Here is a 24,341-nt window from a genome sequence, read left to right on the forward strand (position 1 = left end):
TTCTTTTTGGTGTATAATAGTGTTGCATCTCAGAGTCTTTCTAATTGTTGTTGTGGTGATTACAATTATATCTCTCTGAGATGTTTTTTAATACCCTTGACTGGCTAACTTCATTTTAGAACTTTCGGTACCACTCCCGTATCGCATCTCTCGGATACCGTGGATTAGTTCCTTTTCCTCTGTCAATCTTGGGAAAATCCGGATATTTCGTATAACGTTCAAATGTTGTCGTCGAACACCCCAACATTTTCATGACCTGTTGCTGGTTCAATTCAAGCGGCAATGCCTTCTCGATATCGAACATCTGAGTAATCTCCACTAACGCAGTCCTGACACCGTCTGTTATCTTGTTGACGAATGTCAAGATAATTCCTTCTTCCATATCAGGCTCCTTTATGTTATAATTTACTTAGTTTTATTTGTTATGCCCCTCATCGGATTGCCGTCCGTTGGGGCTTTTTGTTTATCCATTTTCCAGCTCTTCAAGCTCTGCGTACAACGCCTGCAGCTCCGCTTGCCCTTCTGCTGTCTGCTCTGTCCTTATGGGATTATTTGACCAGTCAGGGATATTGGTTTGCCGTGGTTGAGTATTTTGTCTACTTACACGAGCATTGAGACGTTCTCTTTCTCGTTCCTCAACCTGTGCTATTGTTGTAATTCCATTCTGTTTCCAATTCCGAAGAATGACTAATATGTACTTGAAATTTCGTTTATTGTTATCTGCAGCTTCCGTGATAGCTCTGATAATCACTTCAACTACCATTCCGTCTAACCGGACAAAGTCAGCCAACTGATTAAATTGATCTCCGTCAATGACACCGATTTTTGATTGATAGATTTCTGAGATGATGACGAGCGAGTTCTCTCTCCTATCCTCCTCTATTCTATTCTTATCTCTTCTATCCTCTTCTATTCTCTTCTGGGTTGCCAGATGGGTGCCAGACGGGTGCCATTTGGTTGCCAAAAGGTTTCCAGCCCCTTCAAACCCTTGATATTCCTTGGTTTCAGCGATTTGCAATTGTTTAAATTCTTCCACATAAACTGTTTTATTATAGCGGTCGTTCCTAATTGTATTATGTATACGCCAATCCTTGACTACTATAATTCCTGTGTCAAAAAGAATTAAAAAATTTTGTTCAACTAACATTTTTAAGTCTAGGTCATTCGCTCCAATCATCCGCTTAATTGTTTTAGCATTATCAATAAAACCATCATCGTCAGCATTCATGTTCAGATGAAAATATAAGGCTTGGGTACTTAATGGCAATTCAAGAAATTTATCTGAGTTTGTAATCGTCTTATTAAACATCCTTTTTTGCGCCATTTACACCTCGCTATCTCCAATGAACAACTTTTCGACTGGTGCGTGTACCTCTCTGAACTCTACATTTTCTAAGCAAAATTCAACAAATCTCCCTAAAGTTGTACTAATAACTAAATCATTTTCAGCACAAAACTCAACTAATTTTTCATGCGTCTCCTGCGCCAATCTAACTGCAGGTCTTTTTTTGCATATTTTTTGTAGGTTATCCATTTCTCTCCTTTCTAAATTCATCCAAGCTGACATCTAGTGCGTCAGCGATTTTCACCATGTTGTCAAAATAAATACGTTTGCTCCGACCAGCTTTCAAATCAATCAATACATTCTGATTGATACCAGCTTTCTTACTAACGGCATACATCGTCATACCTTTTTCATCCATAATTTGCTTGATTCTCTGCCACATAACTTTTCCTCCTTGACACCGTATATAGTGTTTTGAATCTATAACACCTATACAATAATTTTAGGTGCTTTCAACTCTATGCCGTTAATATTCGCGGTAACTATAGTATTACCTACACAGGTAATAACGTCCTGAACTTGCTTTCGTGCAGGTTCTTTTTTATACGGATATTTTTTAGGTCTCATCCTCTCCCTCCTTTCTTGTGGTATAATGAAAATAAAATGACTGGAGAAATTGATATGACTGAAAAAACTTGTTTCGTTGTTACTGCTATTGGAACGCCAGGAACTCCCACACACGCCCACGCAGATAAAGTTTTAACCTACCTAATAAGACCAGTCTGTGAAGAACTTGGATATAAGGTAATTCGTGTAGATCAAGAAAGCTTCACTGGTAACATCAACGAAAGTATTATCAATCATCTAAAGACAGATGAGCTAGTTATTGCAGATATGACCGAACACAACCCAAATGCCTTTTACGAGCTAGGGTATAGGGAGGCTCTAGGACTTCCGTTAATCCCAATCATTAGACATAATGAAAAACTTCCTTTTGACGTAGCTAGTAATAGAACTGTACTCTATGATACCGATGTAGCCGAGATTGAAAACTCCAAAAAAGCGCTAAAAGAAATGGTTAAAAGTATCGGCGATTTCAATATGGAGAACATCAAGAAATCAAAAGATAAGCCAGAATCGAATTTAACTACTATTGAAAAGAAAATAGATGAAATCCTCCATAAACTCAACAGAGGTATAGCTCCAACGAGTTCTCCTGTTATTTCAAAAAATCTACCAGAATTAGACCATTCAATAGCTAGTTCAATTGCCTCTGCTTCAAACCCTCTAAACACCCCCGAACATAGGCAAGTTGCAACAAGTCTTTCTCAACTTGTTCGGAAAGTCTCTGATAATTCGACTCCAAAAAAGAAATAGTTTTATCTAATTCTACGAGTATTGGCTCATCTGTTTTTTCCGCTATATACGTCACAGTCCTTAGTATTTCATTAAGGGCTGTTCTTTCTGATTCATTCATCCTCTCCCCCCTTCCTACTCCACAAGCTCATTCACCGTACAGCCCAATTCACGAGCCACCGCCTTCGCCTAGCCACCGCCTTCGCCTGTGGGAGTGTTAATGTACGTAAGTTATTTTCTACCCGAGATAAAAACGAGTAGTCTAATAGCGACTTTTCTGCCAGCTCACGCAAGGACATTCCGCTGTCCTCTCGTAGCTTACGCATGCGCTCACCATAAGTCATATCTGCCCTCCTCTCCATTAGTTATAGTTTGTTGTGTTTGTCAACAACAAACTTTGATAAATGTAGTTTATCAAGCAAATTTTTTTGAACTTGGTTTGAGTAATTAGCTTACCTCAGGAGCTATATCCCAAATCTTTTTTTGAATATGACACACTCTCTGTTTAAGAATTGGATTACCTTTTATAATTTCTGCAAGCCTCAGTGCTCTTTGAAAATCTAGTATAAATGCAATTTTTTCATCTTTAGTCATATCTTCAACCATCGGACCAAATGCACTGCCTATCATTGTCTGAATTTCTTCGTTTAAGACAACTTTTGCAGCAAATAAATCTTTTTTCATGTTGCTCCTTTCTTTGAACTTGGTTTGAGTAATTTCAACAAAACACTTCAAGTGTACAATATTTTTCAAAAATAAACACTTTAAGTGTAGTTTGTTTTTGAAAAAATAACATCGTCTATTGATAGACCGACGATGTCACAAAAACGTTGTGCTACGTCTATACGCATAATTGTTGAGTAATTTTCATAATCGTCATACGTCGGACGAGACACCCCCAATTCTGAAGCCATTTTCAGCTTGGTAAAACCTGCCTTGGCTCTAGCCATTTTTATCGTCAATCTCACCTATATTCCTCACTCCTTTCTTTTTTCAGATATGGTATAATACAGTTGGCACTAACGATACCGCCTTAGAAAAGGAGGTAGGCCAAATGGTAACATTTCTTTTTTCACTCATTCTTGCCCCGCTTATCGTCAACCTGTTAACCAAGTTGATTAGCGACTGGCTAGATAGCAAGCGAGGCAAACACTCTAAACGTTAGTGTCTAGCCCACAAGAAAGACCCCTAGTATTTGCGGTACTAGGGGTCTTGTGTTGCCAAACGGTCAACATTTCTTTTTTTCCCCTATATTATCCCACATATGAATGATGTTGTCAACAAAATCCACTCCCTATTCTGATAATGCGTAAGCGCAAACCAGTAGAATAAGCAAGTTAAACACTGTTAATAGACTGATACCGTCTTTAAACATCAAGACAATATCCAATATGATCCCCAGTGAAACCAAGGCAAGCCATAATTTATTCTTTTTCTTCATTGCTTTTTCCTCTCAAATCTGATATGATAACCATAGTAAGGGTTGGGGCTTTCGCCCCTCCTCACTATTTGAGTGTTAGCTCTTTAATGATTTCTAGTATCACTTTCACAAGCTCTAACTTAATGATGAGTAATGCTAGTTTTTCATTAGAGGGCCTTTTTTCTCGCCTTGGTTTCACATCTGATTTCCTCCTTTCCTTATTTCTGAATCTATTATACTACACTTGAAGTGTACTTGTCAACACTTTTTTACAAAAAAATAAAAAAAACTTTACATTTTTACACTTAAAGTGTAGAATGTATTTAAAGAAATGACTTTAAAAGGAGCAGTAAAAATGGATGTTTTAGCTAACAATATAAAAGAGTTTAGAAAATCAAAAAAACTCACTCAAAAGCAATTGGCTGATTTACTCCGTGTTGCTCCCACTGCCATTTCAGCTTGGGAAGTAGGACGCAACAAACCTCTGATGGATAAAATCGAGCAAATGGCAAGTATATTTGGTATAAGAAAATCAGAATTGCTCGGCGAAACCTCCACCACCCCCTCAGACACCCCTAATAGCACCGTACAGGCGATAAATGAAAGAGTGGTACAATTACACCCAGAGCGCCAAGAAAACGTTCTGGAGTACGCTACGGAGCAATTAGAGGAGCAAATAAAAGAAAATACTCCCCAACCAGAAAACAAGGTAACATCTATCTCCGAAAAAAGAGTTGAGTACGAAGCTAGAAAACGCGTTGAAAAATCTGCACCAGGTAAAGTTTCAGCAGGGACAGGCTACTGGCAAGAAGATGACTACGATACAATCGTATCTTTCTACGAAGATGACATCCCAGACGATGACGACTACGACACGATTGCTATCGTCGTTGGCCATTCCATGGGGCCAAAGATAAAAAACGGCGACTTCCTCTTTATCAAGCTCACCAATTCTGTTGACATTAACACAATTGGCATCTTTCAGGTTGACGGCGAAAACTACGTCAAAAAACTCAAAAACGGCTACCTCGAATCCCTCAACAAAGATTATAAAGACATCGACTTCAAAGACCATGACGACATCCGAACGATTGGCGAGGTTGTAAGTGTTTATAGGGAGAAATAAAATTTCTGAAAAAATAATTGACAAATAAACGCTAATGTTTTATGATGAATATATGATTAAGACTTAGCAACGCTTACCTTTTGTAGCGTACCAGTGCTAAGTCGTTTTTTATTTTATTGGAGTACCTACATGAAGCAAGGAAAAACTATTGCGCAGCAGCTTAAAAAATTAACTGATAGAAAATTGAAGATAGGAGACTATGATAAAGCCGCTAATATCCTCCGAAATGTCAATTATTACACATTGACAGGGTACCTATTTCCATTCAAAGATAAGCATAGTAATAATTATTCCTCCGGTGCTTCTATCGAGTTAGCTATCGCTCGCTATCAGTTTGATAATGATATCAGAAATTTACTACTTTCATTTGTTGCAGAGGCAGAAGAAAAACTTAAAACAAGGATTGCTTATCATATTGCCATCAATCACTTAAAAGCCCCTCTCATTTATACAGATATCCAATATTGGAAATCTGCCAATGATTATCAGCGTTTCATGAGCGATTTTCGGAAAAATATTTCAAATAATAAAGACATACCTTTCGTCAAACACCATATGACTTGCTACAATGGAAAATTCCCTATCTGGGTCGCAGTAAATCTCTTTACACTAGGAAACATAAAATATCTTTATAAAAACATCCCTAGTAAGGATAGGAAAATAATCAGCCGTGACTTAAACCTGTCGCCTAAAACTCTTGATAGCTGGATTGATACCTTACGCATATTAAGAAATTATCTAGCACATAACATGAGATTGTACGGCACAAATTTTATCAGAACTCCAAAATGGGAAAAACATCATGCCAACAAAGTCCAAACGAATAAATTATTTATAAACTTCATCTTACTGAAACATCTTTTAAATGATACAACTATATGGAAACACAATATTTCTAAATTAGACAGTATTCTAGAGAACTATTCTATGTATATCAACAAAGAAGACCTTGGTTTCCCACTCGACTGGAAAACAGTTCTGGAAATAAACCCTAAACAGTGTAAAAGACCAAGACTGCACTCAGGAGGAGAAGTTAGACGCTTGAAAAAGAAACAATGCTAACTATAAAAAAACTCCCCACACTCTCCGCCGGCAAGCTTGAGTGTGAGGAGAAAATGATTGTGTAGTAAAAACCTGCTTGCGGTAGGTCCCTTTACTGTACCCATTTTATCACAAAAAGGAGGTGATGCCAACCTCTCCAGTTGAAAACCTTGTCCAGAAGTCAAACCAACGAAGGAGAATAACATGAAATATACCAAAACCAAATACCCAAACATCTTTAGTTATGAGCTGCCCAAAGGTACCAGATACATGGTTCGTATCGCCTCATGCAAAGACGGACGTTACAAGGACTATTCGAAAAGCGGATTAAAGAGTATCAAAGACGTACAGCAAGTTCTACGTGAATTTGAAGATAGAATAGAAAATTATTTGGATGATATCGATACAGAAATCACCCTAGATGAATATTGGAAAATCTATTCACGTAAACAAGAAAAAACAAAACAGTGGAACGACACCTCAATCTACACCAATTCTGGCATCTATTCAAAAATGATACAGCCCTATTAGGGTGAGTACCAACTGAAAAAAATAAAGCGGAATAACTACGAAGAATTTATCTCTGAACAGCTAACCGTCTACCGCAAAAATAGCATTCTCACCGCTCACCGCTTACTCACTGCAATCCTAAACGATGCCGTCAGAAATGGCAATATCCCCAGAAACACCCTAGCAGGGGTCTACATCGGTGAGTCAGAAGTTACTCCAATGAACAAAGAACTTTCATTGCAGGATTTCAGAATTTGGCTAGCCAAGGCCGAAGAAATACTCAGCAAGACCCATTATGCCTTTGTCTATTTGACAATTTTCGGACTCCGTCGTGGTGAAGTTTGCGGTCTACGGAGCATGGATGTAACATTTAATACAGACGGGCGAGCCATCCTGCGCATACGAGACAGCCGTTCCAGTCGCACACGAAATGGAGCAGGTCGCACGAAAACAGAAAGCTCTGTCCGCTATGTATCGTTAGATGAGACGGGAAGCTCGTTGCTAAAACATGCCATCAAAGAAGCAAAAACGGTTAAAAAAATCACCGGTACTATCCTAAAACCTGAAAAAGATTATATCACAATCAGCATTAAAAATGGCAAGCTAAAACTAGAACCACCTTCATTCATGAACAAGATCTTTAAATTAGTGAGTAACGAAGTCAAAATCCATGTAACACCACATATCATGCGCCACTTTTTCACCACCCAAGCCTTGATAGCTGGAGTAAACCAATACGATATCATGCGATATGTTGGACATACACAAACTAGGACTACTTCCGCCTATACTCATATCCGAGACGAACGCACCCAATTGGTCACAGATGCCTATATTGACAGCATTCGTGAGGCATAAAAAATCCCGACTTTTTCCCAACTTTTTCCCGACTTTTTTGCAACCTGTTACACATAATCCACAAATCATGATAGGTGCAAACCTTGATAAATCAACGTTTCTGCTATTTATTGTTTATATAAAAAGTCGCAAAAATTAGGTTTTTCCTATCATGGCGATAGGTTTTTTATATTTTACAACGGCTAGATACAGGAGTATACTAAGAACTATAAAAAGTGGAGGTGCCGCATGGCTATTTATCAAAATATTACTGAATTAGTTGGAAAAACCCCTATTGTAAAATTAAATCATCTCGTACCTGAAGGAGCAGCTGAGGTCTACGTAAAATTAGAAGCATTCAACCCTGGCTCATCTGTAAAAGACCGTATTGCCTTAGCCATGATTGATCAAGCTGAAAAAGACGGCATTATCAAACCAGGCGATACGATTGTGGAGCCCACTAGTGGAAATACTGGAATCGGCCTTGCCTGGGTCGGCGCTGCAAAAGGCTATAAAGTAATCATTGTCATGCCTGAAACCATGAGTATTGAACGCCGGAAAATCATTCAAGCTTATGGAGCAGAACTTGTTCTTACTCCAGGTAGCGAAGGAATGAAGGGAGCTATTGCTAAGGCTCATGAAATCGCTGAGGAGCAAAAGGCTTGGGTACCGTTACAATTTGCCAACCCCGCTAATCCGAAAATCCACGAGGAGACAACTGGTCAAGAAATTCTAGAAGCATTTGGTGCAACAGGACTCGATGCCTTCGTTTCTGGGATTGGAACAGGTGGAACCATTACCGGTGTGTCACATACCCTCAAACAGGCAAATCCTAATATTGCCATTTATGCTGTCGAAGCAGACGAATCCGCCGTCCTATCAGGTGAAGCTCCTGGACCACACAAAATTCAGGGAATTTCAGCAGGATTTATTCCGGATACTCTAGATACGGATTCTTATGACCATATTGTCCGTGTGAAATCAGACGACGCGCTAGCAACTGGTCGTGCGGTTGGGGGACAAGAAGGATTCCTTGTAGGTATTTCCTCTGGGGCGGCTATCTACGCTGCTATCGAAGTTGCAAAAGAGCTTGGTCCAGGAAAAAAAGTACTTGCCATTCTTGCAGACAACGGTGAACGATACCTATCAACAGCTCTTTATGAGGCTTAAACAAACAACAACAGGGGGAGACTGGACAGAAAGTTCAGTCTCCTTCTAGGTGGAGGTGGAAAACGGACACGGATGATAAAAAGGTGCTTCGCTTTTCTGGTTCTAGGTTTAGGTATTTGACTAGAGCATTTTTAAAACTGAAAAAGCGAACAGTATGGCAAGCAACCGTTGCATCAACAATCTTTACCACCTTCGGCAAGGCCAAACTGGGCTTTTATCAAATACACTTCTCAGAAAAAAGGAGAGGGCACACCATTTCGACGAAATGACGAGGGCCTTCTCCTTTTTACTGTTCTTTTGATTTTTCTAAAAAACTTCTTGCTTCTTTCATCCAATGCGGGAGTTGTTTCGCCAAGGGGTCAAAACCAATTTTATAACGGTCACTTGTGAAGCGGTGAGGTCGTGGAAGTTTCTGTTTTTCTTCTTCCAACGTTCGTAAAGATAGGCTGGCTTTTTTGCTATATTCATCCACATCCACGACTTGAACCAGAAGCTGTTGCCCAATGGTTAAATGATCTCGGATATTATCGACATAGCCTGTCTTGATTTCTGAAATATGGATCAAGCCCGTCGTCCCATTTTCCAGCTCTACAAAAGCCCCATAAGGTTGGATACCTGTTACAGTCCCTCGCAATTTTTCTCCTATTCTCATCTTAATCCTCAATTTCGATTGTTTCGATGACAACGTCTTCCACAGGTTTATCCATCGCACCTGTGTCCACAGCTGCAATAGTATCCAAAACGGCATAAGATGCTTCATCACGCAATTGACCAAAAACTGTGTGTCGTTGATCTAAATGCGGAGTTCCGCCTTGTTCTGCGTAGAGTTCTGCAATCGGAGCTGGCCAGCCACCACGTTCTAACTCTTTTTTAGCATAGGGTAGGTTGGTATTTTGCACGATGAAAAACTGACTGCCGTTGGTATTCGGCCCTGCATTTGCCATCGAAAGTGCCCCTCGAATATTGAAGGCTTCCATCGAAAATTCGTCTTCAAAGGCTGCTCCATAAATGGATTCACCGCCCATACCTGTTCCAGTTGGATCGCCACCTTGAATCATGAAATCTTTAATAATACGGTGGAAAATCACACCGTCGTAGTAACCATCTTTAGAAAGAGCTACGAAGTTAGCAACTGTTTTGGGCGCAATGTCTGGAAATAACTGAAGCTGTAAATCACCGTGATTTGTTTTAATGGTAGCACGTGGTCCTTTTACATTTTCTACATCTAGTTGAGGGTAATACTTTTCTTTTTCTACCAAACCAAATTCCTCCAAGGCATGTAAAATGCCATCTTCTTCTATTGTTTTTGTAATGTAATCTGCTCTCTCTTTTAATTCAGGGTGCGAAACTCCCATTGCAACACTAACACCTGCATAGTCAAAGGCTTCTAAATCATTTAAGCCATCTCCAAAAACCATAACATTTTCCGGTTTTAAACCAAGATGCTCCACAACTGCCGCAATTCCAGCTGCTTTTGAAGCATCATTTAGAATAATATCTGACGACATTGTGTCCCAGCGAACACTCCGCATATTTTCCTGAAGGTCTGCAGGAAGCTCTACTTGCTTACCTTTTTGCTCAAAAGTCCACATTTGGTAGATAGCATTATCTCGATAAAAGTTCGGATCTGTTTCAAGGTTTTCATAAATGATATCAATCGTCTTGCTGATGCGCTCATCTCGATACGACAATGTAGACTTGTCGCTTCCCATCAAACCATACTCAATGCCCTCTTCCTTTGTCCATTCAACAAAGCGCTTAACAAGCTCCTCAGGAATAGATTTTTGACGGATAATATTGCCTTTGGCATCCTCAACAAGACTCCCATTAATCATTGCATAGTAGTCAGGTTTTAAGTCCTTTAGTTCGGGAACAACCCCGTAAATCGCACGCCCAGATGCAATTCCAGTGAGAATTCCTTTTTCTTTCAAGGCTTGAAATACGCGCGTCAAAGACGCTGGAACGTACCCTGTATCTTTCACGCGCAGGGTATCATCAATATCAAAGAAAATAATTTTAATTTTCTTAGCTTTGTATTTTAATTTTGCGTCCATAATTCTCCTTACATGTCTATTTATTATATCACGATTCCTGATCTTGTGCTACCAGTCCATGTTGGAAAGCATATACAACCGCTTGCGTTCGGTCACTCACAGCTAACTTGGATAAAATATTGGAGACATGGGTTTTAACTGTTTTCAAGGAAATAAAGGATTCATCCGCAATCCGCTGATTATCATAGCCTTTGGCCAGTAAGGTCAAAATTTCCTTTTCACGCGCTGTCAAATCGTCATGTAAGGCAGGATGGCGTTTTTGATGCTCCATTTTCTTTTCAACTTCTGTTTCAATTGCCAATGTTCCCTGATGGACCTTACGGATGGCACGTACAATTTCATCGGCGCTAGAGGTTTTCAGCATATAGCCTTTAGCTCCTGCTTTTAAGACAGGATAGATTTTTTCGTTGTCTAAGTAAGAAGTCAATATCAAGACTGCTGCTTCTTTCCATTCTTTCAGAATTTCTAGGGTCGCATCTACTCCTGATAACTGAGGCATCACCAAGTCCATTACAATAATGTCTGGTCGTAGTTCTAAGGCCTTTGTAATTCCTTCTTGACCATCGCTAGCTTCTGCAATAACCTCAATATCTGCTTGTAAGTTTAAGAAACTCTTCAATCCTAGACGGACCATTTCATGGTCATCCACTAATAAAACTCGAATCTTGCTCATGTTCTTTTCCTTTCAATAATGGCACACGGATATCAATCGCCACTCCCTTATCAGGGGCTGTACGGATTTTTACTGTTCCTGCCATGTCTTCTACCCGTTCTTGAATATTCTGCAATCCGTAACTGACCTCTTGCTCATCACTTTTTATAAATCCAATACCATCATCCGCCATTTTTAATTGCACTTCATACTCTGATTGAACAAGGTATACGTCTAAATGCTGCGCTTGGGAATGGCGCAAGGTATTGCTAATAATCTCCTGACCAATCCGGAAGAAATGCTCTTCAATCGCTGTCGGTAATATTTCCACTTCATGGTGAAAATGGACTGCAATATTACTCTTATCACTGACTTCACGCAGAATTAGCTCAAACCCTTCAACCAGATTTTTGCCATCAAGCTCGCTAGGACGTAAATGCAGCAGTAAAATGCGTAAATCCCGCTGAGCTGTTTCAATCGTTTCTTTGACAATGTCAAGTTGTTGCTGCAAGGTCTCTGCTGGTAACGTCTCCAAACTACTCGATAAGCCTGATAAAATCATACTACTAGCAAATAATTCTTGACTGACCGTATCATGCAAATCACGGGCAATCCTTCGACGTTCACCTTCCACAATTTCCTCTTTTCTGACCAAATCCTGATTATCAATCAACTGGACCTGATGTGTTAAGCCACGAACTTTCTCAGATAATTGAATCAAGAGTTGATCGTCCTCTGATGCAGTTCGAATATTTTTGTTTTGAATAATCGCACGAATTTTTTGCCGCATACTTTGGGTTGCAACAATTGCAATGGATTGCACTAAAACAACTAAGAAAAAGGTCAGAATAATTATTAACAGAAGTACTGTGAAAATAAACTGCTCTGTCGATGTCCACAAAGAAATATCAAGGAGGGATTGGTGGAGTAAAGGAAAGACAGCGGATAACACAACTAGAACAATTAACGTTGCATACCAAGCTAGAAGGAAAATGGTTCCTTTTTTCATCATACGCGAACCACCTCCACATCACCAAAGAGGCAATTGACGACCAGTTTCACCCGTTTATGAGAATCCTTGTAGTAAGGGCTCGCTATCACAAAACTTTCATTGCGCAAATCCCAATAAGACAGACCTAGAAAATGGACACGACCGTAAATACTGGAAGCAGACAACGAAACTTCTACATCAATTGGTACGATAATCTTGGTTTTTCCAAAGGTCTTGCGAACCACAACAATATTATCTCGTCCAACTAAAACGGTTTCATCAAGATCGACCACATCATTACCAAACAGGCGAATCAGATTAATATCTTCAAATCCATACGAATCCTGAGAATGATTTTGACTACCAAACCATTTGGTTTTTTCTTTTTTCGCTTCTAATGTCTGATCATCAAGGATAATATGTGTATACTGATTTCTCTTTTCATAGCGTGAAAAGAAGTTGATAAACATATAGACAATCATAAAGAGAATGCCAAGTAAAAAGTAGGGGTTGAGAGCAAACACGAGAAAGACTAACAAGATAGCACTACTCAAAAATACACTTGTAATTTGACGTCCTAAAACATACCAAATTACCAGCAAAATTCCAGCAAAGAGCAGCATCGTCCTTGCCATCTCACTGGCCAGCACATCAAAACAAGCCAAGACAAAGAGAACACTTTCGACTAGTAAAAAAAACTGAACTTTTCTCATGGACGGATTCCTTTCTCTATTATTGTACCAAAATTTGCTAGAAAAACCTCCTTCTAGAGTAGGAAAAAAGGAAGTAGGCAACTAACTTCCTGACTTCCTTTATTGACTAGTGATTGCTTGCTATCTCTGTCGAACTAGTCGATGTTTCCGTATTAGCATGCGTAGAGGACGAACTGTAGGTCGGTTGCTGCGCAACTACGGAGACATACAGGGTGACGTTTCCATCAATCGTGTCCCCTGCGGCAGGATATTGTCCCACCACTAAATCTCCACTAGCACTCGCATAATTCGTGTCTTCAATCTTTTCAACCGTTACATTTAGCCCTCCTAGACTTTGTAACTGTCTCCGTGCTTCTGCATAGCTGACTTTCAATATCCCAAAGTCTGGCATAATCGGTGCTGAGCCCTTAGAAACAATGAGATTCACAGTTGAGCCTTTGGCAATTTTTCCTCCCATTTCAGGATCTGTTCGAATAACTGACCCTTTAGGAACGGAGTCGCTGAATTCTTCCATGGTTGTACCAACAGTAAAACCAGTTCTTTTCAACTCCTGCGTCACAGACTCCACGCTCTTACCAGCTAGGTTTCCTGGAATAGCAACCGTCTCTACTCCTTTTGAAACCGTCATAAGAACCTTGCTTCCCTTAGCTTTGGACGAATTTGCTTTAGGATCTGTTTCGATTACATTCCCTTCTGGTACCTTATCACTAAAGGCTTGCTTGACGTCAACCTCAAATCCTGCTGTTTCCAAGTCACTACGCGCTTTTTCAGCCGATTCTCCTGACACATCTGGTACAGTGACTAGCTCCTTAGTGGCGACAATAATATCAACTAAACTTCCCTCACGTTTTGAGCTATTAGCCGCAGGGGTGGTGCGTAAGACTCTGCCTTCTTCTACTTCAGACGAGGCTTCCTCGGTAATTGCTCCGACCTTCAATCCAGCTGTCTCAATTTTTTCTTGCGCAATTTCTACTGTCTCCCCTTTCACATCAGGTACGGTAACAGTTGCAGGAGTATTGTACAACAGGGCGACAAAGGCTGCAATCAGCAGGAGAATAGCGCTAATTAAGACTTTATACCGCATTCTCATCCGACGTTTTACCTTAGGGAGCTTTTGGGTGGAGGCAGCTGCTTTCTCTACCTTTTTTTCAGGCTTATCTGGAGCTTTTTGACGCCTAGTTTCCGAAGAAGACGTTAGTTTCGGTAAGGATTTCGTATCGACTTTTCCGTCTTCCAAAGCTACCCTTTTCTCATTTCGACGGCTCGTTGAAAGGGTCGAAGCCAAATCAGCATACATTTCCGCCACTGTTTTGTAGCGCTCATCTAGTTTTTTTGCGGTTGCTTTTAGGACAACATTTTCCAACGCTTGAGGTACTGCGTCATTTTCCGCCCTTACAGAAGGTAAGGCTTTTTGGAAATGCTGAAGCGCAATGGTCACAGCACTATCTCCATCGTAAGGAATGTGACCTGTCAACATCTCAAAGAGAATAATTCCCATCGCATAAATGTCACTTTGAACAGTAGCTTTTGACCCACGCGCTTGCTCTGGTGACAAATAATGCACAGAGCCTAACATCGAATTGGTTTGGGTTAGACTCGTCTCTGCAAAGGCAACAGCAATTCCGAAGTCTGTCACTTTTGCGGTTCCATTTTTCGTCAAAAGAACGTTCTGTGGTTTTAAATCACGGTGAACAATCCCACGCGTATGCGCCATTCGCATCGCTAATAGGATTTGACCCATAATCCGCACTGCCTCGTCATTAGACAGAGGGGCATTTTCTTTGATATAACGCTTCAAATCGAGCCCATCAACGTATTCCATCGCTAGATATTGTTGACCATCTTCTTCCCCGATATCTGAGATGCGAACAATGTTTAGGTGATCCAAATCCGCCATGGCACGCGCTTCTCGTTGGAAGCGTTGAACTGCAATTTGATCCGTCTGATAATTAGTCCGAAGCACCTTGACAGCTACTTCTTCGCCATCTAATATGAGATCCTTTGCCAGGTACACATCTGCCATCCCGCCACGACCGATCTGACGAACGATTCGATAGCGGTCGGCAAATATCTTTCCAATTTGAATCATTACCTCTCCTCCTCAGTAATATGGAGAAGAGCTACTGTAATATTATCTGTTCCTCCTGCGTTGTTAGCAAATCGAATGAGGCTTTCTGCTTTACTATCCAAGGAGACCTCGCTTAAAATAATATCCCGAATATCTTCATTCGAAACCATATTGGTTAAGCCATCGCTATTTATTAGTACATAGTCGCCTACTTCAAGGGTTTTTATAGCAATATCTGCTTCAATAGGTTCACTTTGGCCGATAGACTGAGTAATAAAGTTTTTTTGTGGATGGTGCTTAGCTTCTTCTTCTGTTAATTGACCTGCTCGCACCAAGGCGCCGACCAAGGAGTGATCACTCGTTAACTGTTGGTATTCTTCTCCGCGAACAAGCCCAATACGTGAATCCCCAACATGAGCGTACATCATTTGATGATCAATAATGACAACCGCTTCTAAAGTCGTTCCCATCCCTCGGTATTCTTCAGACTGACCCAATTCATGAATCTTTTGATTTTCCTCTTCTAAAATTGTCGCAAACCATTCCCGAACATCATTTAAGGTATGAATTTGAGTGTCTACCCAGGAAATGCCCAAATCTGTCGCCGCCATCTCACTAGCAATGTGTCCAGCCCTATGACCGCCCATACCATCTGCCAAGACAATCAAATCAATACCTGCTCGGTTTTTATAGCGATTGACATAATCCTGATTATTGGTCCGTTTCTGACCTACATCTGTTAATAATGAAATTTCCATTTTGTCCATTTCCTCCTTTTATGATATTCGCTGAAATTGGCTAATAAAGAATCCATCACTCCCGTACAACTCTGGAGTAATCAAGATACAACCATCTTGCAAAATATCTGCTCTTTCATGTTCTAATTTTACTTGTGTAAAATTGGGGTGACTGGTCAAAAAAGCATCCACCACTTCCCTATTTTCCTCTGCCACAATCGTGCAGGTGCTATAGGTTATTATACCACCTTTTCTAAGACTTTGACAAACATTGTCTAGTATCTCTAGTTGTATGCTTTGAAGCGCCGCAAAATCTGCCGTTTCCTTATTGTATTTGATGTCTGGCTTGCGACGCAGAAGTCCTATGCCAGAGCAAGGAGCATCCACTAAAATTTTATCAAAGGCATCTGCGCCAAATTCTTCAAAGACGTGTCTAGCATCTAGCTTTTTAGTCATAACTTTATCTGCCACACCGAGTCGCTTAGCATTTTGCTCAATCAAGGCTAATTTATGGTCGTATAAATCAAGAGCTATCACTTTTCCCGTAGTCAAATAACTAGCAATATGTGCCGTCTTACCACCAGGAGCTGCACAAGCATCTAGCACCTCTTCTTCTCCTTGAAGAGCGAGGGTAGGCGCAACGAGTTGACTACTTTCATCCTGAATCGTAATCCGTCCTTCTTGAAAGGCGGCTGTCCCTGCAAAATGACCACTTGATTTGACCAAACCAACCGCTGATAAGAGAGAAGTTTCCCCATTCGTCTCTTGTTTTAGGGCTTCTATATCATCTGGATTTGTGACACGGACACTCGCTTTATTTCGTACCAGTAAGCTCTCGAAAATCTTGACAGCCCGTTCTTCTTCATATTCCTCTATCAACTTTTTCACGAGCCAAACAGGCAAGGAATACTGAATGGACAAGCGTTTATTTTTCCGTTTGATAGTCGCAGGATCTGGTAATTCAGTATCGATTAGTTTCCTTAAAATAGCATTCACAAATCGATCAGCCCCACGACTTTTTTTTGCCAACTCGACTGCTTCATTGACAATAGCATGATTGGGAATTTTGTCCAAGTAGAGCATCTGATACAGGCTCATCATGAGTAGATAATACACCCAAGAATCGAGTTTATTCCGGTCCTCAATCACATGTGCTAGATACCATTCCAAGGTGATTTTTCGCATAACCGTCCCATAAACCAACTCCGTCACAAGTCCCTTATCTTTTTCTGATAAGCTCGATGAGGATAGGGCATGTTGGAGAGCAAGATTGGAATAGGCCCCTTCGTCAAAAATCTGTCCTAGAATCTTTAAAGCAAGCGCTCGTGCTGTATCTTTCCTACTCACCAAATCGATCTCCTACTGCTAGTTTACGACCAAATCCATTTAGAAAATCTGCAATTCCCATTTTGGGCTTGCCTGCTGGCTGAACTACTTTTAGAGCAATGGCTCCTTGACCAGTTGCCACAAGCAATTCCTTTTTGCCAAGTGCAATGATTTCACCCGGTTTGCCAGAACCTTCTGCAAGAGTCGCTTCATAAATCTTGAACCGTTCATCCTTTAATAAGGTATGGGCCACTGGCCATGGATACATTCCACGAATATGATTAAAGACTTGCCGATTGGTCTTGGTCCAATCGAGTCGCTCTTCTTCTGGGCTAATATTGGGTGAAAAGGTCACTTGGCTTGGGTCCTGTGCTTCTGGTTTTAACTCTCCTGCTACATAAGCAGGAAGATGTTCGAGCAATAAATCACGACCCACTACTGCTAACTTTTCAAACAAGGTTCCGACATTGTCCTCATCTGTAATCGAAATAGCCCGCTTAGCAATCATATCCCCAGCATCCATTTCCTTGACCATTTCCATCAGGGTCACACCAGCCTCGCTATCTCCATTGATAAGGGCATAGTGAATCGGTGCTCCACCACGGTATTTTGGAAGAAGAGAGGCATGGACATTGACTGCAAAATGGACACCATTTAACAGTTTAGTCGGTAAAAATTGCCCAAATGCTGCAGTGACAATGCCATCTGCACCTAGTGACATCAATGTCTCTAATTCTGGACTACCCGATAATTTTTCTGGTTGGTAAACTGGTAGGTCATGTGCCAACGCTACTTCTTTGACAGGCGTCACTCGAATTTCTTTTTTTCTGCCAACCGCACGATCTGGTTGGGTCACCACCGCTAGAATCTCATACTGGGCATCTGCTAACAAGCCTTTTAACACTGTCGCTGAAAAATCAGGTGTCCCCATAAAAATCAATTTTATCATTCATACACTCCCTTTCCTTAGAGAAGTTTTCTAAAAATCTACCTTATTATACCATTTTTCAGCCTCATTCTCCGTGTTTAAGCCTTCAAATCTCACGCTACATCGCTAAAAAACGTTGACTGGCCTCTTGATATGTCTCGAAAAACACAGATGCAAAATGAAAAGAGCCACTACGGACTCTTACATCATATTTTGTGGCTCATGGTCAATAATCACACGAAGATCTTTGTTCTCCTTTTCCTGGCTCCAGTCTAGTACACGATTTAAAACGTGAGGCAGCTGCGGCTCTTTGCGATATTTGACAATCATCTGATAGTGATACAAGTTATGGGTTCGTGCAATAGGCTTAGGAGTCGGACCAAGTAACTGAATCTGATCACTCAAGTTTTCCCGTAACAATTGTAGGACCTCATAGGATTTTTTAATAACCATTTCTTCTGAGCGATGCGATAACGTCAGACCAACCGTATAGTAATAAGGCGGGTACCCTACTGATCTGCGAACGCCCATTTCATATCGGTAAAAACCTTCGTAATCCTGCTCTTGTGCAAAGGAAATCGCATAATGCTGTGGATTGTAGGTCTGAATAACAACCTCGCCTGCCTTGTCAGCCCGACCAGCCCGTCCTGCTACCTGAGTGAGTAGCTGAAAGGTTCGTTCAGAAGAACGAAAGTCTGGTAAGTTCAAAGCTGTATCGGCATTTAAAACGCCTACTAAAGTCACATTTGGAAAATCCAAACCTTTGGCAATCATCTGGGTCCCCAATAAAATATCTGCCTCCCCACGACCAAATGCGGTTAAAATTTTCTCGTGACTCCCTTTTTTTCGTGTCGTATCAACATCCATTCGCAAGATTCTTGCTTCTGGCAGCAACTCTACCAATTCATCGTAAGCCTTTTGAGTGCCTGTACCATAATAGCGAATGGAGCGACTTTGACAATTTGGACAAAGACGTGGAATCTCTTTTTGATAGCCACAATAGTGACAATTCATCGTTTTCGTATCCATATGGAGTGTTAGAGAAATATCACAATTAGGACATTCATCTACCGTACCACAATCTCGACACATCACAAAGGATGAATACCCTCGTCGATTAAGCATCAAGACAATTTGCTCTTTTTTGGCTAATTTTTCTTTGATTTTCTCTAGCAAGACTGGCGTTATATTGCTAGCTTCTTGCTGACCAATATACTCTCGAAAATCAACAATGTTGACAGACGGAATCTGCGCCTGAGGATTGGCACGCTGTGTCAGCCTTAATAGGCCATAGACACCTTTGCTAGCCCGCGCTCGACTCTCTAAACTAGGAGTGGCAGAACCCAGTACCAAGACTGCACGATGATAGTCTGCTCGCAATTTGGCAACATCACGCGCATGGTAGCGAGGATTAGAGTCCTGTTTATAGGTTGCCTCGTGCTCTTCGTCAATAATAATAGCACCAATATTTTTCAAAGGAGCAAAAATAGCCGACCGTGCCCCTACAACGACTTGTGCTTCGCCACGCTCAATCTTTCGCCACTCATCATATTTTTCCCCATCCGATAAGCCTGAATGGAGAATGGCAACTTTTTGACCAAACCGAGCAATAAAACGATTGGTCATCTGTGGTGTCAGGGAAATTTCAGGCACTAACATAATGGCTGTTTTCCCTTGTTTAAGGACATAGTCAATAACCTGTAGATAGACCTCGGTCTTTCCACTTCCAGTCACTCCTTCTAGCAGATAGGTTCTACTCGTTTGTCCAATTTCTGACACAATTTCTCGCACAGCAATCGCTTGCTCACTATTTAACTGCAAAGCTGCGGCTGTCTGTATCCCCTCAAAGTAAGCCTGGGCGCGACTGACTTCTTCTTCCCACACTTCCATGACACCTTGTTCTTGAAAAAATCGGATATTTTCTGCTGAAAAATCCTGACGCAAGATAGAAAGTCTGGCAGGTTTGTCTTGTTGCAACAAGAATTCTTTTAACGCTTGGCGCTTTTTAGCACGCTTGCTAACCTCAACATCCCACAACTTATCCTGATACACTCGGTACCATTTCTCGCTCTTAATTTGCTTTTTATCCCTAGCCAGATAGTCTACTTGAATTTTTCCAGACTGCACCAGACGCATGACACGTGCTTGTTTTTTTATATCCAAATCCGAGAAATGCACACTCGTTTTGATTCCAAAAATCGCTTGCCTATCTGTATCAGAAAGTCCCACTCCTTGTGAGATAATCTTGTCGTAGGAAGAATTGAGCAGATTGGGCAACATGGCTTTTAAAAGAGAGATTTTGTAGGAGAAAACTGTTTTTCGCAACTCATCTGCCAGCCACAATTGCTCCTCATGTAATACTGGTGAAAAATCCAGCACTTCTACAATATCCTTTGTTGCGGTATCTGTACTTTCGACAAAGCCAACGACAATTCCTTGAATCAGACGATTCCCTTTCCCAAAAGGGACATGAACCCGCATCCCTACCTGTAGCATCGTTTCAAACTCTTCTGGAATACGATAAGTATAGGGACGATCGGTCTGCATCAGAGGAACATCGACAATAATCTCTGCAAACATCCTTACTCCTTTCTACTACTCAGCCATTCAACAAGTAAAAAATGAAAATAACTCAGTTGGAATGCCAACCGAGCCTTTCACTTACATCTTGTCGCCTTCTTCTTTCTCTTTGGCAATCTGTGCTTTAATCTTCCTCTCTTCTTCCTCTTGACGAAGGCGTTCTTCTTCTGCACGACGGCGAACTGCTTCTCGTTTTGCTTCTGGGTCTGGGTGAATGACCACATTACCAGACTCAATTTCTTCCAAGGCACGAAGCGTTGATTTGGCAGCAGTAAATTCTTGCGTTGCTTTTGCGCCTGCTTCTAATTCATGAGCACGTTTTGCCTCTAAGATGACCAATGAATACTTTGACGGTACCTTGTCCAACAATGTATCAATTGACGGTTTTAACATCATATCTCTTACCTAATTTCTAATTTTTTATCTCTTTTAGCATGTCTTGGTAATGGCCAATCACACGATCTACACGGAAATGCTCTGCCTCAATCACCCGTTTGACACGCTCCGCTGCTAACGGTACTTCATCATTGACAATCGCATAGTCGTATTCACGCATCAAAGCAATCTCTTCTTTGGCCTTTTCAATCCGTTGCGCAATGACCTCTGCACTATCTGTTCCACGACCAACTAGACGATCTTGCAATTCATCCAAATCAGGTGGGGTCAAGAAGATAAAGACTGCATCAGGCACCTTCTTTTTCACCTGCAAAGCCCCTTGGACTTCGATTTCAAGAAAAACATCTATGCCCTTGTCAAGTGTTTCATTGACATAAGTCAATGGCGTACCGTAGTAATTTCCTACATATTCTGCATATTCTAGCATTTGTCCTTGACGAATCAAATCTTCAAACTCTTCACGTGTTCTAAAGAAATAATCTACTCCGTCTACCTCACCTGGGCGCTGAGGACGAGTCGTCATGGAAACAGAATACTGAAATTTATTTTCTGAGCTTTCAAAAATCTCACGTCGAACCGTTCCCTTACCAACCCCAGAAGGTCCTGAAAAAACGATTAACAAGCCACGATCTGCCATCATATCTCCTTCATAATCTTTCTCTTTAGTGTATCAAAAATCCAATCCTTTTTCAACTGCTTTTCATTATCTTATCTAATAAAAGTTGCGAAAAAAGATTAGCACCTAAGAACTAATCTTTCTGATTTCTTATTTAGCAACTTCCGTCGCCCGTGTTTCACGGATAACCGTTACCTTGATATTCCCCGGATAATCGAGATTGTTTTCAATCTTCTCACGGATATCATGGGCCAAAATGGTAATCTTATCATCATTGACAATGTTTGGATGAACAATAATACGTACCTCACGACCAGCCTGAATCGCATAGGCTTGCTTGATTCCATTAAAACTGTTGGCAATTTCTTCCAAATCTTGGAGGCGTTTGACATAGGCTTCCATTGACTCACGACGTGAACCTGGACGAGCTGCACTGAGGGCATCTGCTGCTGCAACGATTACCGCAATCGTGCTGGTCGCTTCCACATCACCGTGGTGACTAGCAATCGCATTGACCACTACTGGATGTTCCTTGTACTTACGAGCCAGTTCTGTTCCAATCTCAACGTGACTACCATCCACCTCTCGGTCAATGGCTTTCCCAATATCATGCAAGAAACCTGCGCGACGAGCCATATTGACATTCTCACCAAGTTCTGCCGCAAGTACACCAGCCAATTTAGCTACTTCAATCGAGTGGCGCAGTACATTCTGACCGTATGATGTACGGAAATGCAAGCGTCCCATGGTCTTAATCAAATCTGGGTGAAGGTTTGGTGCACCAATTTCATAAGCTGCCGCTTCACCATATTCCCGGATGCGATTGTCCATCTCAACACGATGTTTCTCAACCAGCTCTTCAATACGAGCTGGATGAATCCGACCATCTTGCAATAAAGCTTCCATGGTCATTCGGGCAATTTCGCGACGAATTGGGTCAAAGCCAGATAAGACAACTACTTCTGGCGTATCATCGATGATTACATCAATCCCTGTCAGACTTTCAAACGTTCGGATGTTGCGGCCTTCACGTCCGATAATCCGACCTTTCATGGTATCATCTGGTAAATGAACGGAGGTAATCGTTTGTTCTGCCACATATTCACCAGAAATCCGTTGCATTGCCTGAGCCAACAAGTCTTTGGCTGTCTTATCCGCCCGTTCTTTGACTTCTCGCTCTGCTTCTTTTAGGCGAGTAGCAATTTCATGGGTCATCTTATCACGTGTATCCGTTAAGATTAAATCACGTGCTTCTTCCTGGGTGAGCGAAGCCACCCGTTCTAATTCAAGAGCCTTTTGCTCTTCTAATTTTGCGACCTCTTCTTCGCGCTCTTCAATGTGTTTAGACTTATCTGTAAGGGATTGCTCCTTTTGCTCCAAAGCTTTTTCTTTATTTGTTAAATTATCGTCTTTACGGTCCAAGCTGCTTGCACGTTCTGTCAAGCGCGCTTCCGTTTGTTTCAATTCTTGTCGTTCCGACTTAAATTCTGCCGCAATTTCTTCACGATATTTTCGAGCGTCTTCTTTCGCCTCTAAAAGCAATTCTTTTTTCAAGGTTTGACGGTCGCGTTCCGCAACAATCATCAACTGATCTGCCTCTTGCTCAGCTTTTCCTCGAATATTACTTGCTTCTTGTTCAGCGTTTAAAAGTGTTAATTCTGCAGCTTCTTTTGCAGTTTTCATTTTTAAAGAAATCGCTAGATAACCAATAACTAAACCAATGAGAGCGGAAACAAGGGCGACACCAATGGATAGTGTAGTCATTTTTCCACCTCTTTTTATTTATTTTTTAGATTAAAAATCTTCTTTCATTCTACCATATTTTCATTCATTTCACAATCTCCAAGTCAAAAATATGTTATAATCATTTTAAAATAAAAGGAGGAAATTTATGACCAAAGAAGTTCTGGTTGAAAGTTTTGAATTAGACCATACGATTGTCAAGGCACCCTATATCCGCATGATTTCGGAAGAAACTGGTCCCAAAGGAGATGTCATTTCAAATTATGATATCCGTCTTGTCCAGCCTAATGAAGACGCTATTCCTACTGCTGGACTACACACTATTGAACATTTGCTGGCTCTTCTCATCCGCAAACGAATGGAGGGCTTGATTGATTGCTCGCCATTTGGCTGCCGAACAGGCTTTCATATGATTATGTGGGGAAGTCACTCTACCACAGAGATTGCACAAGTGATCAAATCTTGCTTAGAAGAAATTGCAGAAGTCACTACTTGGGAAGATGTCCCTGGTACAACCATCGAATCCTGTGGCAACTATAAGGACCACAGCCTCTTTTCTGCTAAAGAATGGGCTAAGTTGATTCTATCTCAAGGCATTTCCGATGATCCATTTGAACGAAATCCAGTTTGACAGAAGACAAAAAGAAAGGGAATTCCCTTTCTTTTTCAGATTGAAGACAAAGTCCATAGAATTCATTTTCTAAGGGCTTTTCTTTATAAATAGGAGTATAATGAAAGTATCTCATATGAGGAGGAGAAGAGCTATGCTTCATAAAGAACAACCAGAATATA

At 41.0% G+C, this 24,341-nt stretch carries 29 protein-coding genes; 8 read left to right on the forward strand and 21 right to left on the reverse strand.

What is annotated here, in order from left to right; genetic code table 11:
* Window positions 1-115: 115 nt before the first annotated feature.
* From ABPH35_RS05725 to ABPH35_RS05745, 5 genes are all read right to left on the reverse strand, one after another.
* The gene (locus ABPH35_RS05725; protein ID WP_349988521.1) at window positions 116-304 is read right to left on the reverse strand and encodes a helix-turn-helix transcriptional regulator; all 189 of its coding nucleotides are present in this window, start codon (window positions 302-304) and stop codon (window positions 116-118) included.
* A gap of 159 nt (window positions 305-463) precedes the next feature.
* Complete coding sequence (locus ABPH35_RS05730) at window positions 464-1,324, reverse strand: DnaD domain-containing protein (protein WP_349988522.1); 861 nt, start codon at window positions 1,322-1,324, stop codon at window positions 464-466.
* A complete protein-coding gene (locus ABPH35_RS05735; protein WP_349988523.1) occupies window positions 1,325-1,534 on the reverse strand; it encodes a hypothetical protein in 210 nt (69 codons plus the stop codon).
* Window positions 1,527-1,727, reverse strand: coding sequence for a helix-turn-helix domain-containing protein (locus ABPH35_RS05740; RefSeq protein WP_349988524.1), 201 nt, complete (start codon window positions 1,725-1,727; stop codon window positions 1,527-1,529). Before ABPH35_RS05740 ends, ABPH35_RS05735 begins: the two co-directional genes overlap by 8 nt.
* A 47-nt stretch (window positions 1,728-1,774) precedes the next feature.
* Entirely contained in the window at window positions 1,775-1,912 is a 138-nt protein-coding gene (locus ABPH35_RS05745; RefSeq protein WP_349988525.1) for a hypothetical protein, read from the reverse strand.
* Between the two features lie 54 nt (window positions 1,913-1,966).
* On the opposite strand from ABPH35_RS05745, the gene ABPH35_RS05750 reads away from it, so the two are divergent.
* A complete protein-coding gene (locus ABPH35_RS05750; protein ID WP_349988526.1) occupies window positions 1,967-2,662 on the forward strand; it encodes a hypothetical protein in 696 nt (231 codons plus the stop codon).
* Between the two features lie 131 nt (window positions 2,663-2,793).
* Here ABPH35_RS05750 and ABPH35_RS05755 read toward each other — a convergent pair whose 3' ends face one another.
* The 3 genes from ABPH35_RS05755 to ABPH35_RS05765 form a co-directional block, all read right to left on the reverse strand.
* The gene (locus ABPH35_RS05755) at window positions 2,794-3,003 is read right to left on the reverse strand and encodes a helix-turn-helix domain-containing protein (RefSeq protein ID WP_349988527.1); all 210 of its coding nucleotides are present in this window, start codon (window positions 3,001-3,003) and stop codon (window positions 2,794-2,796) included.
* Window positions 3,004-3,088: 85 nt separating this feature from the next.
* Window positions 3,089-3,325 carry a hypothetical protein gene (locus ABPH35_RS05760; RefSeq protein ID WP_349988528.1) on the reverse strand — a complete coding sequence of 79 codons (237 nt, stop codon included), beginning with the start codon at window positions 3,323-3,325 and terminating at the stop codon, window positions 3,089-3,091.
* 80 nt (window positions 3,326-3,405) lie between these two features.
* A complete protein-coding gene (locus tag ABPH35_RS05765) occupies window positions 3,406-3,609 on the reverse strand; it encodes a helix-turn-helix transcriptional regulator (RefSeq protein ID WP_349988529.1) in 204 nt (67 codons plus the stop codon).
* Window positions 3,610-3,695: 86 nt separating this feature from the next.
* Here ABPH35_RS05765 and ABPH35_RS11045 point away from each other — a divergent pair, with 86 nt between their 5' ends.
* The 6 genes from ABPH35_RS11045 (at window position 3,696) to cysK (ending at window position 8,745) form a co-directional block, all read left to right on the forward strand.
* Window positions 3,696-3,806 (forward strand): type I toxin-antitoxin system Fst family toxin, encoded by a 111-nt coding sequence (locus tag ABPH35_RS11045; RefSeq protein WP_449340306.1) that lies wholly within the window; start codon window positions 3,696-3,698, stop codon window positions 3,804-3,806.
* A 610-nt stretch (window positions 3,807-4,416) separates the two neighbouring features.
* Window positions 4,417-5,187 (forward strand): helix-turn-helix domain-containing protein, encoded by a 771-nt coding sequence (locus ABPH35_RS05770; protein ID WP_349988530.1) that lies wholly within the window; start codon window positions 4,417-4,419, stop codon window positions 5,185-5,187.
* Between the two features lie 129 nt (window positions 5,188-5,316).
* Complete coding sequence (locus ABPH35_RS05775; RefSeq protein WP_349988531.1) at window positions 5,317-6,249, forward strand: Abi family protein; 933 nt, start codon at window positions 5,317-5,319, stop codon at window positions 6,247-6,249.
* A 183-nt stretch (window positions 6,250-6,432) separates the two neighbouring features.
* Window positions 6,433-6,759 carry a hypothetical protein gene (locus ABPH35_RS05780; RefSeq protein ID WP_349988532.1) on the forward strand — a complete coding sequence of 109 codons (327 nt, stop codon included), beginning with the start codon at window positions 6,433-6,435 and terminating at the stop codon, window positions 6,757-6,759.
* A 198-nt stretch (window positions 6,760-6,957) separates the two neighbouring features.
* Window positions 6,958-7,596 carry a tyrosine-type recombinase/integrase gene (locus tag ABPH35_RS05785; RefSeq protein WP_349988533.1) on the forward strand — a complete coding sequence of 213 codons (639 nt, stop codon included), beginning with the start codon at window positions 6,958-6,960 and terminating at the stop codon, window positions 7,594-7,596.
* Window positions 7,597-7,824: 228 nt separating this feature from the next.
* The gene (cysK, locus tag ABPH35_RS05790) at window positions 7,825-8,745 is read left to right on the forward strand and encodes a cysteine synthase A (RefSeq protein WP_349988534.1); all 921 of its coding nucleotides are present in this window, start codon (window positions 7,825-7,827) and stop codon (window positions 8,743-8,745) included.
* Between the two features lie 286 nt (window positions 8,746-9,031).
* Here the strand turns inward: cysK and ABPH35_RS05795 are convergent, their stop codons facing one another.
* The 13 genes from ABPH35_RS05795 to ABPH35_RS05855 form a co-directional block, all read right to left on the reverse strand.
* A complete protein-coding gene (locus ABPH35_RS05795) occupies window positions 9,032-9,397 on the reverse strand; it encodes a S1 RNA-binding domain-containing protein (RefSeq protein ID WP_349988535.1) in 366 nt (121 codons plus the stop codon).
* Window position 9,398: 1 nt separating this feature from the next.
* Window positions 9,399-10,799: a bifunctional Cof-type HAD-IIB family hydrolase/peptidylprolyl isomerase gene (locus ABPH35_RS05800; protein ID WP_349988536.1), complete on the reverse strand. Its 1,401-nt coding sequence runs from the start codon at window positions 10,797-10,799 to the stop codon at window positions 9,399-9,401.
* Window positions 10,800-10,827: 28 nt separating this feature from the next.
* Window positions 10,828-11,472, reverse strand: coding sequence for a response regulator transcription factor (locus ABPH35_RS05805; RefSeq protein WP_349988537.1), 645 nt, complete (start codon window positions 11,470-11,472; stop codon window positions 10,828-10,830).
* Window positions 11,441-12,460, reverse strand: coding sequence for a sensor histidine kinase (locus ABPH35_RS05810; RefSeq protein ID WP_349988552.1), 1,020 nt, complete (start codon window positions 12,458-12,460; stop codon window positions 11,441-11,443). Before ABPH35_RS05810 ends, ABPH35_RS05805 begins: the two co-directional genes overlap by 32 nt.
* Entirely contained in the window at window positions 12,460-13,155 is a 696-nt protein-coding gene (gene liaF, locus ABPH35_RS05815; RefSeq protein WP_349988538.1) for a cell wall-active antibiotics response protein LiaF, read from the reverse strand. The genes ABPH35_RS05810 and liaF overlap by 1 nt, the downstream gene beginning before the upstream one ends.
* Window positions 13,156-13,261: 106 nt before the next feature.
* Window positions 13,262-15,244, reverse strand: a complete 1,983-nt coding sequence (gene pknB, locus ABPH35_RS05820) for a Stk1 family PASTA domain-containing Ser/Thr kinase (RefSeq protein WP_349988539.1) — start codon at window positions 15,242-15,244, stop codon at window positions 13,262-13,264.
* Window positions 15,244-15,981, reverse strand: a complete 738-nt coding sequence (locus tag ABPH35_RS05825) for a Stp1/IreP family PP2C-type Ser/Thr phosphatase (RefSeq protein WP_349988540.1) — start codon at window positions 15,979-15,981, stop codon at window positions 15,244-15,246. The genes pknB and ABPH35_RS05825 overlap by 1 nt, the downstream gene beginning before the upstream one ends.
* Before the next feature lie 18 nt (window positions 15,982-15,999).
* Window positions 16,000-17,310, reverse strand: coding sequence for a 16S rRNA (cytosine(967)-C(5))-methyltransferase RsmB (gene rsmB / locus ABPH35_RS05830; RefSeq protein WP_349988541.1), 1,311 nt, complete (start codon window positions 17,308-17,310; stop codon window positions 16,000-16,002).
* Window positions 17,300-18,235 (reverse strand): methionyl-tRNA formyltransferase, encoded by a 936-nt coding sequence (gene fmt / locus ABPH35_RS05835; RefSeq protein WP_368849649.1) that lies wholly within the window; start codon window positions 18,233-18,235, stop codon window positions 17,300-17,302. The genes rsmB and fmt overlap by 11 nt, the downstream gene beginning before the upstream one ends.
* A gap of 180 nt (window positions 18,236-18,415) precedes the next feature.
* Entirely contained in the window at window positions 18,416-20,794 is a 2,379-nt protein-coding gene (locus tag ABPH35_RS05840) for a primosomal protein N' (protein ID WP_368849650.1), read from the reverse strand.
* Between the two features lie 81 nt (window positions 20,795-20,875).
* A complete protein-coding gene (rpoZ, locus tag ABPH35_RS05845) occupies window positions 20,876-21,190 on the reverse strand; it encodes a DNA-directed RNA polymerase subunit omega (protein WP_349988544.1) in 315 nt (104 codons plus the stop codon).
* 16 nt (window positions 21,191-21,206) lie between these two features.
* A complete protein-coding gene (gene gmk / locus ABPH35_RS05850) occupies window positions 21,207-21,830 on the reverse strand; it encodes a guanylate kinase (protein ID WP_309109427.1) in 624 nt (207 codons plus the stop codon).
* Between the two features lie 126 nt (window positions 21,831-21,956).
* Window positions 21,957-23,570, reverse strand: coding sequence for a ribonuclease Y (locus ABPH35_RS05855; RefSeq protein ID WP_349988545.1), 1,614 nt, complete (start codon window positions 23,568-23,570; stop codon window positions 21,957-21,959).
* A 127-nt stretch (window positions 23,571-23,697) separates the two neighbouring features.
* Between ABPH35_RS05855 and ABPH35_RS05860 the strand changes: the two genes are divergently transcribed.
* Entirely contained in the window at window positions 23,698-24,180 is a 483-nt protein-coding gene (locus ABPH35_RS05860; RefSeq protein ID WP_349988546.1) for an S-ribosylhomocysteine lyase, read from the forward strand.
* Window positions 24,181-24,341: the final 161 nt, after the last annotated feature.

The organism is Streptococcus handemini (assembly GCF_040984445.1).
Lineage (GTDB): Bacteria > Bacillota > Bacilli > Lactobacillales > Streptococcaceae > Streptococcus > Streptococcus handemini.